General features: G+C 44.6%; 19 protein-coding genes. 17 read left to right on the plus strand and 2 right to left on the minus strand.

Annotation, left to right across the window (positions count from 1 at the left end):
- Positions 1 to 110: 110 nt before the first annotated feature.
- The 3 genes from SNR28_RS24855 to SNR28_RS24865 are packed head-to-tail and all read left to right on the plus strand — an operon-like array spanning position 111 to position 1,021.
- The gene (locus tag SNR28_RS24855; protein WP_375751590.1) at positions 111 to 302 is read left to right on the plus strand and encodes a hypothetical protein; all 192 of its coding nucleotides are present in this window, start codon (positions 111 to 113) and stop codon (positions 300 to 302) included.
- A 54-nt stretch (positions 303 to 356) separates the two neighbouring features.
- Positions 357 to 779, plus strand: a complete 423-nt coding sequence (locus SNR28_RS24860) for a glycoside hydrolase family protein (protein ID WP_375751592.1) — start codon at positions 357 to 359, stop codon at positions 777 to 779.
- An 11-nt stretch (positions 780 to 790) separates the two neighbouring features.
- On the plus strand, positions 791 to 1,021 hold the full coding sequence (locus SNR28_RS24865) for a hypothetical protein (RefSeq protein WP_375751593.1): 231 nt from the start codon (positions 791 to 793) through the stop codon (positions 1,019 to 1,021).
- 29 nt (positions 1,022 to 1,050) lie between these two features.
- On the opposite strand, the gene SNR28_RS24870 is transcribed toward SNR28_RS24865, so the two are convergent.
- Positions 1,051 to 2,016, minus strand: a complete 966-nt coding sequence (locus SNR28_RS24870; protein WP_375751595.1) for a phage portal protein — start codon at positions 2,014 to 2,016, stop codon at positions 1,051 to 1,053.
- Between the two features lie 10 nt (positions 2,017 to 2,026).
- Positions 2,027 to 3,784, minus strand: coding sequence for a terminase large subunit domain-containing protein (locus SNR28_RS24875; protein ID WP_375751597.1), 1,758 nt, complete (start codon positions 3,782 to 3,784; stop codon positions 2,027 to 2,029).
- 134 nt (positions 3,785 to 3,918) lie between these two features.
- Here SNR28_RS24875 and SNR28_RS24880 point away from each other — a divergent pair, with 134 nt between their 5' ends.
- The 14 genes from SNR28_RS24880 (at position 3,919) to SNR28_RS24945 (ending at position 13,717) form a co-directional block, all read left to right on the plus strand.
- Positions 3,919 to 4,758, plus strand: a complete 840-nt coding sequence (locus SNR28_RS24880; protein ID WP_375751598.1) for a GPO family capsid scaffolding protein — start codon at positions 3,919 to 3,921, stop codon at positions 4,756 to 4,758.
- Between the two features lie 42 nt (positions 4,759 to 4,800).
- Positions 4,801 to 5,865 (plus strand): phage major capsid protein, P2 family, encoded by a 1,065-nt coding sequence (locus tag SNR28_RS24885; protein ID WP_375751599.1) that lies wholly within the window; start codon positions 4,801 to 4,803, stop codon positions 5,863 to 5,865.
- Between the two features lie 102 nt (positions 5,866 to 5,967).
- Positions 5,968 to 6,417 (plus strand): head completion/stabilization protein, encoded by a 450-nt coding sequence (locus SNR28_RS24890; protein ID WP_375751600.1) that lies wholly within the window; start codon positions 5,968 to 5,970, stop codon positions 6,415 to 6,417.
- Positions 6,417 to 6,881 (plus strand): phage tail protein, encoded by a 465-nt coding sequence (locus tag SNR28_RS24895; protein WP_375751601.1) that lies wholly within the window; start codon positions 6,417 to 6,419, stop codon positions 6,879 to 6,881. Before SNR28_RS24890 ends, SNR28_RS24895 begins: the two co-directional genes overlap by 1 nt.
- Positions 6,878 to 7,444 (plus strand): phage virion morphogenesis protein, encoded by a 567-nt coding sequence (locus tag SNR28_RS24900; protein ID WP_375751603.1) that lies wholly within the window; start codon positions 6,878 to 6,880, stop codon positions 7,442 to 7,444. Before SNR28_RS24895 ends, SNR28_RS24900 begins: the two co-directional genes overlap by 4 nt.
- A complete protein-coding gene (locus SNR28_RS24905; RefSeq protein ID WP_375751605.1) occupies positions 7,444 to 7,626 on the plus strand; it encodes a DUF2635 domain-containing protein in 183 nt (60 codons plus the stop codon). The genes SNR28_RS24900 and SNR28_RS24905 overlap by 1 nt, the downstream gene beginning before the upstream one ends.
- Complete coding sequence (locus tag SNR28_RS24910) at positions 7,626 to 8,759, plus strand: phage tail sheath subtilisin-like domain-containing protein (RefSeq protein WP_375751607.1); 1,134 nt, start codon at positions 7,626 to 7,628, stop codon at positions 8,757 to 8,759. The genes SNR28_RS24905 and SNR28_RS24910 overlap by 1 nt, the downstream gene beginning before the upstream one ends.
- Positions 8,760 to 8,762: 3 nt before the next feature.
- Entirely contained in the window at positions 8,763 to 9,128 is a 366-nt protein-coding gene (locus SNR28_RS24915; protein ID WP_375751608.1) for a phage tail tube protein, read from the plus strand.
- Between the two features lie 9 nt (positions 9,129 to 9,137).
- Complete coding sequence (gpM, locus tag SNR28_RS24920) at positions 9,138 to 9,851, plus strand: phage terminase small subunit (RefSeq protein WP_375751610.1); 714 nt, start codon at positions 9,138 to 9,140, stop codon at positions 9,849 to 9,851.
- Positions 9,835 to 10,122, plus strand: coding sequence for a phage tail assembly protein (locus SNR28_RS24925; protein WP_375751612.1), 288 nt, complete (start codon positions 9,835 to 9,837; stop codon positions 10,120 to 10,122). Before gpM ends, SNR28_RS24925 begins: the two co-directional genes overlap by 17 nt.
- Positions 10,123 to 10,151: 29 nt before the next feature.
- Positions 10,152 to 10,265: a GpE family phage tail protein gene (locus SNR28_RS24930; RefSeq protein ID WP_375754171.1), complete on the plus strand. Its 114-nt coding sequence runs from the start codon at positions 10,152 to 10,154 to the stop codon at positions 10,263 to 10,265.
- Positions 10,266 to 10,298: 33 nt separating this feature from the next.
- Positions 10,299 to 12,197: a hypothetical protein gene (locus tag SNR28_RS24935; protein ID WP_375751613.1), complete on the plus strand. Its 1,899-nt coding sequence runs from the start codon at positions 10,299 to 10,301 to the stop codon at positions 12,195 to 12,197.
- Between the two features lie 584 nt (positions 12,198 to 12,781).
- On the plus strand, positions 12,782 to 13,249 hold the full coding sequence (gene zur, locus SNR28_RS24940; RefSeq protein WP_375751614.1) for a zinc uptake transcriptional repressor Zur: 468 nt from the start codon (positions 12,782 to 12,784) through the stop codon (positions 13,247 to 13,249).
- Between the two features lie 6 nt (positions 13,250 to 13,255).
- Complete coding sequence (locus SNR28_RS24945) at positions 13,256 to 13,717, plus strand: chemotaxis protein CheX (RefSeq protein WP_275130419.1); 462 nt, start codon at positions 13,256 to 13,258, stop codon at positions 13,715 to 13,717.
- Positions 13,718 to 13,820: the final 103 nt, after the last annotated feature.

Here is a 13,820-nt window from a genome sequence, read left to right on the forward strand (position 1 = left end):
ACTTACTCCAAACGATACACTAAAGAAAATCAACAAACTGAGAGCATTATGTCAGTCAAATTTGTCTGTATCGTTTCGTCACCAGTTACGAATAAGGGGAACCGATGAGTATGGGTAAACCCAGCCTAATTACCAGTATCAGCGCTGCGCTGGCAGGGATGTCACTCAACGATATAGCTCAGCTCATTGCCTTTATTGTTGCGATCCTTTCCGGGTTAATGGCAATGCGTCATTACTGGGTGAGTACCCAACTGGCAATACTGCAGATTCAGGATATCGAAGAAAAGAAAGATGGGAATTGAGAAACCCGTGATCATTCTGGCGGGATTAACCGCTGCATATAAGGTGATGTAACTATGTTAAAAATCGCAACCCAATTACTTAAAAAGCACGAAGGCTTACGTCTGAAACCGTACCACTGTACAGCCAATAAACTCACTATCGGTTATGGCCGTAACATTGAGGACAACGGTATTTCTGAAGCAGAAGCGGAAGTGATGCTGCAGCATGATATCAATCGCACACTTGAGGAAGCTAAAACGCTGCCGTTCTTCAGCTCCCTGAATGAAACCCGTCAGGCCGTCATTGTCGATATGATGTTCAACCTTGGTTTCAACCGCTTCAAGAAATTTGAGCGAATGCTGATTGCCCTTGAACGCAACAACTACAATATGGCTGCTATCGAAATGCTTGATAGCCGTTGGGCGGTTCAGGTCGGTAAACGTGCCGATGAGCTCAGCCAGCTCATGCGCTCCGGTCAATACGAACACACTCACTAAGGGAGACACACATGTCATTTCTAACCGGTATTATCGGTAAAACCATCTGGGAAGTCCTCAAAGGTCTTTTCCTGCAAATCACCTGGAAGGTTATCTTAGAACGCTTCGCTACCCGCGCGGTTATCTGGGGCCTTGAAAAACTCAAAGGCCTTAGCACTAACGATGTTGTTGAGGGTACGGTAAGCGATATTATTCAGTCGCTCAAAGGCAAGAGGCTAAAAGAAGTAGAAAAACTGGAATAAGTATCAGGCTCCTGCGGGAGCCTGTTTTATTATGCTGCTGGCTCTAGGCTCTTATATTCATTCACTGTAATCACTTTCGTTCCCACGAACTCATTCAGCTCTTGCATAGCATCAATAAGCGGCAGAAGTTCATTCTTGTGAAACAGCCAATCAACTTTGTTCAGGTCAAGCGAAGTAATACTCTCACGGCGAACACTCATCAACTCAATAGGGACTCGGTGAAGGGCTAATACATCATTCATCGTCTGATTCTTCACGTCCTTGAACGAGTCTTTGGCTTCAACCTGACCAATCGGTTTTAACTCTGGTGCTTTGGTATCTTTGCCTTTGGCATTCACAAACATGTTTTTGAATGCCATTCCTTCTTTGGCCTGAAGCTTGGCTTTTATCTCTTCTTCCTGATTTTTAGTCATGCTCGGCTCATTCATATACAACAAATACCCAGCATGTTGCCCATTTCGGTAATACTGTCGGCGGAACAAAGTCGCATCGTCGTTGAGCCAGATGGAAGTGAGGCCACTAACATGGCCAGGTAAGCCATAAAGCTCTTGAGCAATATCATATTCAGCCAGGTGAAATATCTGGCCGGGTCTGAAATCTATCCGCCCATCATCGTCATAAGCTTTTGGCTTATAGGTGTACCCAAGGTCTTCACGCCTGCGCATATACAGAGCGGGTATGTGTTTAATCTGCACGACCATTCCAAGAAGGTTGCGCACTACCTGAAAGTAACCATTGCCAAAAGTCAGGTAATCCTGAATAAATCGCTTCAAGTCCCTGCGAGAAATTAAATCGCTCACCGTCACCGCATAAGCCAGGGTATTACGCTTAAACTCAATCGCACTGGAATGCATAGGGTTCACCCTAAGCGCTTTCGCTAACGTATCGAGTGCGACAGGTGGCTCATATAATCCATCAATTAAGGCAACCTCCAAATAGCTCAGGATGTCACTGTTCATCACACTGACCGGGTTAGAGAATTCAATATCAATCACTTTGCCTCACTTAGAAAATAGACACCGTTGCGCCATCTTCATCATTAATATCAATTGGCTCCCAACGCATTACATGCATTAAAGCCCAGGCAAGGTCAGCATGTGAGCCAACCTTACTGCGGTTAGAAATAAAGGTTACCTGGTTGCTTGCCTTGGTGGTGTGCTGGCGAATCATCAGGAACGAGTGAACAAGGTCGTCCCATTCACCATCAAACAACAGGCGACCATCGTTAATAATCTCTCTGGCCTTGTAGACCATCATTCGTTTCATTTCAGGTGAATAGTCGAGCTCAACCAGAGTTGGATAGAACTTACGAACAAGTTCAGCAACGGCCGAACCTACCCCGCTTACATCCATTGCCATATAAACCACGTTGTACTTTTCAGTTATGCCCTTAATCGCCTGAGCCTGATCTTCATAGCTGGAACCTTTAAGGCGTACCCGCTCAATCAACCGAAATACACCGCCTTTTCTTTTAGGTTTTAGAGCAACCACTAAGCCTGCATCGTCTGAGCCTTCACCCTGTCCGCCACCTCTTGGATCATAACCAACCAAAACCTCTGCATTGCCGACAGGCCGCGCTTTGTTGTGGTCAACATCCTTCCAGAGAGAGGTATCTGTTTTACAGGCCAGTAACGCCTTAAGTGCAAATACAGAAGCGGAATCATCCAGGAACACACAACGAAGAAGGTTATCGAATACCGTTTTATCCGGGTACTTTCGGTGCAACTTATCCATATTGAAGAAAGTCGCGCCTTTGTTAATAGCATCATCAATGGTGATGATCTGACGAAATATACCGTCCACACCCAGAGAGCCACCTTTAAGCGCCCCGTGGCTAATATCAATCTTGTGCTGTTTCTTACCCTGCCACTTTGGATACGCTTCATGGGCTACCGTTGATGGAGTAGAAAGATACGTGGTCCGGTATCGGTCATGAATAGACATGCCGCCTGCGTAATCGTCCAGCTCCCCGAACTTAGGTATCCAGAAAACCTCATCAAAATAAACATGGCCGTTAAAACCTTGTGAGGTTCGGGCATTGGTCGATAGGAAATATAGCGTTGCACCATTACTAAGTTGCAGCTCATCCTTACCTTTTAAATCAACATCACCAATCTCAAGGGCAAACCTTCGGATGTAGTTCTTAAATATCTCCGACTGCTTACGCGAAGCAGACAAGAATACCTGGTTATCTCCGTTAAGAACGGCATCTTCAAACGCTTCATAGGCGAAATAATAAGTTAAACCTATCTGGCGTGATTTCAGGTAAAAACGGAACTCGTTTAGCTCATCGTTGCACTTATGCGCGTGGATCTCTTTCTGATACTCAAAGAAGGTTTTCTCCCGGAACTCATCCAGCACTTCTTTAGTGATATGAGAGATATCGTTCTTAACCTTGTTGGGTCTTCTGCCCCGCTTCTTCTCACCACCTGAGCTGAAATTACCAGAGCGCTTATTGTCGGCTTCATCTCGCTTGCGCTTCTGCTCAAGCAGCATTTCCAGCTCTTTAAGCTGCTCCTCATGCTTGTGGTCAATCCACATCAGATAGGCTATTCGCTGGCGCAACATCAGCTCTACAGGCGCATCGTCCCGCATCGTTTTCCAGTCAAATTTTGAAATCCATTGCTGAATCGTGCGTGTAGCTACACCAACCTTCTCCGCAACTTCGGCAGGCTTGTATTGACGTAGATACAGCCCAAACGCTTGGGTCTGGGCTGGTGTGTAAATTGGCTGATTCAGCTCAGTAGCAACATTGGTATCCATGATTGCATAGTGCTACAGGTACCGTAATTACTCAGCTTGAGCGGATTCTATATCGGATATCTAGAAACAACATAAATACAAAAAGTTAAGGGCTTTGGTTAGATTGGAATCATCGAATTTAGGAGAAAAACGACATGTTTCAGTCAGAGCCAATTTGTATTTTGCAGGCAGGTAATACCGTTGATGGCCGCACTGTAGATCAGAAAATTATTGATGATATTGCGGAAACGTATAGCACTGATGTTTATACCGCTCGCATTAATGAAGACCACTACAAATACAGCTACAAATTCGGTTCAGTACTGTCAGTTGAAAAGCGGGATGACAAACTATTCGCAGTCCTAAAGCCAAACTCCTATCTACTAAACATGATTGAGCGTGGTCAGCTACTCCATACCTCTTGTGAGTTTATGGAAGATTTTGCAGGAACAGGCAAAGCATACCTTACTGGACTGGCCCTAACTGACGATCCTGCTTCACTGGCAACAACCCAAATTCATTTGTCAGCTAAAGGTGGCAACTCTGATAAAACCTATGCCACTACAGGCAACACCATCGAAGCCAAACACTTTTCAAGTCAGACCGAAGAGGGGAATAACGAAAGCTCTCTTCTTACCAAATTATTCAACCTGCTCAAAAGCGCCCCTGATGCCACTGATGAGCAACTATCAAAACAACAGGAAACCGAAGATATGAGTAAAGAAACTGAAGAACTACTCAAGAAAAGCATTGAGCAGAACCAGGAACTAAACAGCAACGTAAACAAGCTCATTGAAAAGCTTTCCGCTCAGGGCGAACCAGAAGAACAAGGCAAGCCAGAGCAGGAAGAAAATAAAGAAGTTACCGAGCTAAAAGGTCAGGTGGAAGAGCTGTCATCTCAACTGTCGGAAATGACAGAAAAATTCAGCAAGCTCACCGATGAGGAAGAGCGCAAACTGGCAGGTCAGGACGCTGACGAAGAAACGTATTTGTAAGCTCCTCCTCTGAACTTAAACCAAATTTGTACAGGTAAAAACATGCAAGAGAATACTAAAACCAAGCTAAGCCAATACGTTCAGGCAGTAGCAAAACAAAATGGTGTGAATGACGCAACTGAGAAGTTCAATGTCACACCAAACGGGACTCAGAAGATTATTGCGGCCATCCGGGAAAGCAACTGGTTCTTAAAGGAAATCAACATCATTTCCGTACAGAACCAAAAGGGTGAGTCTGTCGGCCTTGGTGTGACGGGTATGATTGCCAGTCGTACCGATACTTCAGGTGATGGGAAACGTACCCCTAAAGACTTTTCAAGCTTGGGTGCCATGCCTTACATGTGTGAGCAAACCAACTTTGATACGGCTATTCGCTACGCCAAACTTGATGCATGGGCACACCATAAAAACTTCAACGCTATCCTGAGTAAGAACAACCGAGAGCAGATTGACGCGAACAAAATCACTATCGGTTGGTACGGTGAAAGTGTCGCTGCAAACACCGATGCTCAAGCGAACCCGAACGGTGAAGACGTCAATAAGGGTTGGTATCAGGCTATGCGTGACCACAACTCTGAACGTCTGATCTCCGAAGTCGTTGAGGGTTCAAATGCAATCCGCATCGGTGAAGGTGGTGACGGCAGTGCAGGTAAAGAAGTAGGCGACTTCATCAACCTAGATCTGGCCGTTCTTGAAACCAAGAATCTAGTGCACGATGCATGTGAAAACGATGCGAACCTGATTGCCATCATTGGCTCTGATCTGCTTGCTTACGACAAAGCTAAATTCTATGAAGCGCATGGCAATACACCAAGCGAAAAAGGCAAGATTCAAGAGATGCAGGTAATTGGTACCTATGGCGGCTTGCCTGCTGTAAAAGTACCCGGTTTCCCGCCTACTGGCATTATGGTGACCAGTTACGACAACCTGTCTATCTACATTCAGGAAGGTTCCATTCGCCGTTCGACAGGTAAGAAGAACGATGAAAAAGACCAGATTGAAAACTTCGAATCTATGAACATGGCTTACGTCCTTGAAGAAAAGGGTAAAGCGGCAGCTATCGAGTTCAAGAATGTGAAGCTCTGGATTAAAGGTGCCTGGCACTAATAACTAACACCCCCCAATGCAGGCACTATCGCTTTATCAGCTAAGCCCAGGCTTTAACTGTTATTAGCGTTTTGATGCCTGCATTCCCTCAAAGGTGAAAGCATGGAATTTGTTGGTGATAAAAGTGATGTATTTGAATCAGAGCTACCGGCTACTGACAAATATCCCGCACTCAAAATTTCAGAGTTCCAGTCTCTGTTTAATTTCCTAAGCAATGAAGCAGAGCCGGGCATTCTGCAACAAGCAAAAGTCTCCCGTATCAAGGTGCATCAGGAGCTGAAAGAAACCATTTCCAGTTATCAGAACCTAACCGCCCTATCTCAGGATAAATATGGTGATGAGGAATCAGCAGCAGTGCTTTATACACAAGCCGTATTTGCACTGACAGCCAGTGAGCTCTTGGGCATTCAGATTAGTACCGATGCAACAGCAGAAGCGGCAGACAGGCAGGAAGCTCTGAGCGATAAAAAGCAGAGCTGTAGCGTGCAATATCGCCAAGCCGTAGATCTGCTTCTCAATGGTAAAGAAACCTATTGTTTTGAGGTGGTCTGATGAAGGCATTGCAAAGCATAACCGACCTGTTTAAAGCCCATGTTACCGAGGCTAAGAATTTCGATGTGTGGGCAGAAGATGGCGCAGTGTTCAGCGGACAAGGCCCTTTTGTTGATGGCTATGAACTGGAATACACCGCCATTGTGTTTATCCAGAATGAGAAGCTAGAGCCACATGTACTGTTTATGCACCTGCTTAACTGGCTCAACAACTATGACCCGGACAGATTAGAAAAAGGACTTGCTGATCCTACTTTCGCGGTAGAACTACTCGATAACGGTAAGTGTGATATCAAAATCAAGCTCGACCTGAGAGAAAGCTACTCGCTCATTGAAAATGAACAAGGTAACTGGAAGCAGAACGGCCAGCGTTACGAATGTGAAAGTGAGTTTGAAGCAGCAGCCGATGCCGAACAGCTTAATGAGCTGGTTTACTTTGTCGGCCATCAGGATGACTTGCCATGAGACTAGAAAGCCCTGAGCAGTTAACTCAAATGGTAGACAGCCTGATATTAACCGCAACGGAAAAATTTGATTTAAACCGCCGTATGGCAAACCGGGCAAGGCAGTTCTTCAGGCAACAAATCAGAACCCAGAGAGATATTGATAACAGTCCATATCAGCCAAGAAGAGCACGCAAAGCCACGATTATTTCGCGTGGGGTTAGAGGTAAGCATGGTGCAAAACACCAACGTCGGATGTTAGCCCTAAACACCGTTGATAACAAAAGCATGATGCAGGGCTTTTCTAAAGCACTACGCACTCATGTTGCAGAAGACAGTTTTGAAGTAGGTGTAAAAGGCATAGCAGGAAAAGTGGGCCGGGAGCATAACGAAGGCTCAGAGATTTCATTCACCACTCGCGTGAATGGTTTCTACAACAACAAAACAGGCAAGTGGGAAGGCGGGCTTCTTACCAAACGCAACTACCAGATGCCTAAACGAACTTTTATTGGCTGGACTCCAGCCCTTGAACGCGAGCTATTAGCCATGGCCGCAGAATACTTTGTCTTACAGGAAGCAGCTTAATGAAAACTATCAAAGTGAAACCGAAAAAAGGGCTGATGGTTCGGGATCCTGAAACCCGTGAGCCTTTGAAAAGTGCCGGAGAAGAAAAGCCACGTAACACCTACTGGCTTCGCCGGATTAAAGATGAATCCGTAGTAGAGGTGAAAGCCAGCTCTACTACACAAAAGAAGGATACTGAATAATGAGTATTAGCTTCTCAGAAGTCCCGAATAACGCCCGTGTACCGGGAGTCTATATTGAGATTGATAACAGCCTGGCAAACAGTGCCGAAGAGCAGCAAGTTGTGCTGATTGTTGGTAAAGCCGTTGCAGGTGCGACTGTTGCTGCAAATGTCGTTAAGCTCTGTATGGACGAAACCGTTGCGGCTGAGCACTTCTCTACTTCAGATGTTGTAGAAATGGTGGAGTTCTTCCGTAAGCAAGATGAAACCATGCCGATTTACGCTATCACTGTTGATGGTACTGATACCATGTCAGCTTTGGCAGCTCTGGGTGACAAGCAGTATCACCACATTATCTGCTCTCTGAATGATGAAACCACTATCCGTGATCTTGGCGAGTTTCTTGAGAAACGATATGACGCACTTAACCAGATTCCCGGACTAGCCTACATTCCTAAGCAAGGTACTCACGCTGAACTTGTGACCTTTGGCTCTAAGAGTAACTGTCCGCTTATTGGCTTTATGTCTGTCGATAAACTGGGTAATTCTGCTAATGAAGCCCTGTCTGATGCTCGCGCTGTAGCAGCATGGGCGGGACAAATTGCACCATCATTGGCTAATGACCCTTGCCGCCCTCTGCAAACACTAAAGCTCAGCGGTGTTTACTCCATTGCTGATAGCGAATTCGACTGGGCAGAACGAAACCTGTTGCTGCACGAAGGCATGGGAACTTATACCGTCACTTCCACCAAAGAGGTTCAGGTTGAACGTCCGGTAACGGCATACACAGAAAACGCTTCAGGTGTAGCGGATAACAGTTATCTGGACATGATGACCCCTGCAACAGCAATGTATTTCCGTGAGAAACAGCGTTCTCGCATCTTAAGCAAATACGGTCGTCATAAGGTGGCAAAAGACGGTACCCGATTCGCACCAGGTCAGGTAATTGTTACACCAAGTATGTTCAAGAGTGAACTACTGGCCCTGTACAGGGAGCTGGAATACAACGGCATTGTTCAGGACTTTGAAGGTTATAAGAAGTCGCTCATCGTTGAGCTAGACGACACCAACAAGCAACGCATTAATTATCAGGATTCCCCTCAGTTCGTGAACGGCTTGATCATTACTGCCGGTAAAATTCAATTTAGGAAGTAAGCTATGAGTACAACTATTACCAGCCGTGGTTTCCTTGATGCCGGCTCTCTTGGTCGCCTGCCTACCAAAGAAGGTGCAACCATTAACTTTGGCAACGCTAAACGTGAAGCGGTTATGGGTGATGAGGGAGTGATCGGTCACAGTGAAGTATTCGATACTGCTCCTTCTATCAAGGTAACTATTGCCCACGCGAAGACCACTGATGAAGAAGCACTGAGAGACTTTAGCGGGGAGAACCTGACATACCAGACCAACAGCGGGAAAACTTATACCCTTATGGATGCTTGGACAGTAGATCCGATAGAGCTGGCCGTTAAAGACGGACAAATTGAAGTGCTATTCAACGGTACTGAGCTCATCCCGCAGTAAGGAAAAACTATGCTATCCATACTACTAAAACGCAGAGCTCAGGAGCAGGCCAAGCAAAAAGTGGCAGAACGAGTCATCAAGCCTGAATTAATTCCAGTCGTAGAAGGCGGAACAACCGCCTCTACTCTGACAGATAAACCATGGGATGAAACTCAGAATGTCCTTAAGCAGGATTTAGCCTACCTGCGAACACTGGCGGGCTCTGAAGAAAAAGACCCATATAAACAGGAGCTGGTGAACAAGTATCAGCCTCTGGTTGCAAAACTGCTTACCACTCATAGCAACCTTGGCGGATTGGATGTGATCTGGTGGTTCTATCAGTGGCAGGTTGATTTAGGCAATCTGAACGAGGTTCACGACTGTTTCAGAGCTGCTATTGATATGGGGCTGGAAACTCCTAATAGCTGGAAATCGAACGGACAAACCGCCTTCTGCGATATCGTCTTTAAATATTCTCATACCGCCGACAAAGAAGGAAAAGAGTTCATTCGTGAATACCTTCAAAAAGCCGTACTGGATTTATTGGAAGGTAAGCTGGCAACCAACGCCCCGCTTAAAGTGAAAATGTTCCGTCTGGTCGGAGACTGGCACTATGAAAAAGGTGAAACGGAAAAAGCGTATATCCTCTTTGAACAGGTTATGGCACTGGACCCAAGCAAAGGCGGACGCAAAACCAAACTCAATGAACTAAAGGAAGAACTGGGCTATGGCGACAGCAATTAAGAATCAAGCAGAAACTAAAAAAGTAAAGTTGCCCGTTCCAATCGAGAAAGACGGTAACACGCTTGAAGAAGTTGAAATCAGTAAACCTCACTCTGGCCAGCTTCGCGGATTAAGCCTGATTGATGTCTGTGAGATGAAATTTGAAGCAGGGGAAAAACTGCTACCCCGAATTTCCTGTCTCAACGAACGCGACTTGCTTAACTGGGATCCATCTAACTGGGCTCCTGTATTAACAGAAATCGCCTCTTTTTTCGTGAATACGGAACGTTAATAGAGCGAGTTGAAGACTATTACGCAGACATTGCCACTGTATTTCATTGGCAACCCAGCGAGATAGACAAACTCAGCTATGATGACCTGTTACTGTTCCGGGAGTTGGCAAGAGAACGAAACGAACAAGAAGAGAGCGAATGAGCTCTCTTTTTTTGTATCCAGAGAGAAACCGATATGAAAATGAATTTATCAGTCGTGATGGGGATTGTGGATAAAGCTACCGCGCCACTTAAAGGCATGGCAAGTGAGTCTGACCATTACGCCAAAGCTATAAAAAAAGTACAAAAAGTTCAGGCTGATGATTCAGCCGCACTTGGTATGATCGACTCCTTTAAAGACTCCAAAAAAGCAATGGATAAAAACGCTTTAGCCATTGCAGCAACCAGTGAAAAACTGGAGGAGCTTAAAGCCAAAGCTTCTGCAGTTGAAAAACCAAGCGCAGCTCTTACAGAGAAAATTACCAAGCAACAGGAAAAGCTTAATAAGCTCACTGACCAACAAGAAGGCTACCGCTCTCACCTGGTCAAGTTGGGTAAGCAGCTCACCAAGTCTGGTGTGAAAATGCATGATCTGGACGGCGAAAGTGACCGGCTAAATAAGAGCTACAAGAAACATGGAAAAGAGATAACCAAACTCAGTAAGAAATACGGCATTCTTCAGAGTGCAATGAAGCCTATCAACAAGCTCAACCGCTCTATAAAAATGCCAACACTGGGAGGCGTTAAGAACACCGCTATGGCCGGGGCGGGTGTGCTCGGCTCTATGACTGGCTTTGGGTTGATTATTAGCGATACCGCCACACAGTTAGATGAAATGGCAAGCGCGGCCAATGATGTCAAAATGCCAATTAGTGAACTTCAGGCCATCCGGCTTCAGGCTAAACTCGCCGGGGCAGAATCGGAAGATATGGACGCTGCTATAAAAGAGATGATGCTCCGTTGGGGGGAGATGAAAACTCTGCAAAGCGGAACCATGAACGACTACTTTAAAGATACAGGTAATCGTCAGGCCTATCAGGACTTAATGAACGCTAAGGATGTCTCTGAAGCATATCAGGTGCTGCTTAGAGAAATTGCCAATGAAACCGATGTAGCTAAGCAGAACTTTATGGCTGATGAGTTCTTTGGTGGTGACAGTGAAAAGATGTTAGCTGCTCTGCGATCTGGTGTTGACGGCTACAACAAGGCTAAACAGATTTTAAATGACAGTGGTGGTCCTGTTAGTGAAGAGTCTTCAAAGAACGCTCAGATGTTCGCGTCATCCCTGAAGAAACTGAGCGCTATCGTTGACTCACTGAAAATAAGTGCCCTGACACCCATCATGGCAGAGCTCTCTTTCATCATGGAAGACCTCGCCCTAAACATGAAGAACATGGATTGGCGGGAAGGAGCAATAGCAAAGCTGAGAGATATTGTTTCTGGCACCTTCAACGCCTTTAAATTCTTTGGTAATGCCATTCTATTTGTGGCCGAAAATTTCAAAGGTATCGTCGCTGCAGTAGCTATCTTTAAGGTGGCTTTGATTGGACTTAATGCCGTTATCATGGCAAACCCCATCGGGATGATAGTCGCCGCTATTGGAGCAGCAATTATTGCTATTACTTATCTGGTAGATAAGTTTATTGGGCTTGATAAAGTGATTGCATGGGTAGGTGAAAAAATTGGCTGGCTTTGGGATAAATTTAAGCGGCTGATCAACAAACTCCCGGATGCGCTTATTCCAGATGGTTGGAAAATTGAAACAGACGAAGCCGGTAATGAAGTCGATAATCTGGCTAATAAACTAAATAGCATTAAAGATAAGAATGCTAAGCTGGGTATTACCACCGACGAAACCAATAACCAGACTGAACGCACCCGGACAGAACAAAGCTACTATGCATATCAATCTGGCGGATTAAGCTCTCAGAAGCTATCTAATCCATACCAGCCACTAACTAATCAAACCATAAAGAGTAAGTCTGAAGTAGCTCTTACAATTAAATCAGAAAAGCCTGTAAGCGTAGATAAGGCCAAAAGCGAGAAAGGTACTGATCTGAATCTGGATGTGGGGGATTTAAGCTTTAGCTACTAAATAAAAGGGCTAGTAACTTCAAATTACTAGCCCTTAACAATCTCTCGGGTCGCCTATGGTTCGCCTCATATCTTTAAACCCCTTGTAAAACCTCAAAAATCAGTCCAATCGAGCATAGGCGCAACGCTGAAGCGGGAGCTTGCAAAGCCACTCTTTGTTCCAAATTTTTCTTTCGAGGTGTCAGTGTTAAGAGTATCGCTATTTAGCATGACTGGATCCAACTAGTTACTATTCGGGTTTATTTGCCTAGCAAAAGAGCGCAGATTCTACATCAACTAAAGACAATGCCCAAGTAGGTATGTATACCCTTCTTCGAAGATACAGTTTCAACAAAATCTGATTAAATCGTCATCAAGTTTAACACCTTGATATTATTACACTAAAGCAAACAGACTTAATCAGGATTACAAGAGCTTAATTCCGAAACATCAAAAGAAAATCCTACTACTCGTGCTACTCTTATATAAATGCGAGAAACATATGAAGCCTATATCTGCTCTATTTACTTGATTCAGCATAGGCTTTTAGCTTAGTGTATGCGAGGATCCCGCATTTAATAGGGATATTACGATTACCGTCTTTTTATGGTGAGCACATTGGACAATACATTAATTGAACAAGTATCTGAGATATGCGAGACGAGAGGCGTACGCTTTACTCCTCAAAGACGACGCGTATTTGAGCTAATCTGTTCAAACTCTAGTGCATCTAGTGCTTATGATTTATTAGAGCAGTTAAAAGAAAGTGAACCACAAGCAAAGCCTCCTACTGTATACAGAGCTTTAGACTTTTTAATGGAGCAAGGATTTATACATAAAGTAGAATCCGAGAACAGTTTTATCTCTTGTTGCTCATGTGGCTCAAACAAACACCATTCTCAACTGCTTATTTGTGACCAATGTGGTAACGTCATAGAACTTCTAGATGATAATCTGGTAGCCTTGTTAGCTAGTAATGCTAAAAAACATGGCTTTAACATCACGAATAATGTCATAGAGACTCATGGCACATGCAGTAAGTGCCAATCAGACATAGAAAAACAAGATAGATAGAGTGATATGCGCGCTGAATTTGTAAACCCGTTTTTAGCTTCTTTAATGAACGTATTGAAAACAATGGCTTCATTAGAGCTAAAACCACAGAAACCAAGAGTTAAGAAAGATGAAATCGCCCGAGGTGATGTATCCGGCCTGATTGGTATGGTTGGTGATCAAACCCGTGGCTCAATGTCCATTACCTTCGATGAAGGCCTTGCATTAGAGATTATGCAAAACATGCTAGGTGAAAGGCCAAATGGTCTTAATGAAGAAGTAACTGATATGGTTGGTGAAATCACTAACATGGTTACTGGTGGCGCCAAACGTATTCTTTCAGACAGTGGTTTTGAATTTGATATGGCTACACCAATCGTTGTTTCCGGTAAAGGACACACGATTCGTCATAAGTGTGAAGGTGCCATTATTATCATGCCTTTTACCTCTGAATGGGGTAACGCATTTATCGAAATCTGTTTCGAATAACAGAATTAATAGCATTAAAAAAAGCTGATGCATGATAAGTGCATCAGCTTTTTTATTGCAATCTGAAAACTCAGCAGAGCTATACACCCTGCTGATAGCTTTA

The sequence above is a fragment of the Vibrio iocasae genome, from assembly GCF_042245395.1.
GTDB classification, from domain to species: Bacteria; Pseudomonadota; Gammaproteobacteria; order Enterobacterales; family Vibrionaceae; genus Vibrio; species Vibrio iocasae.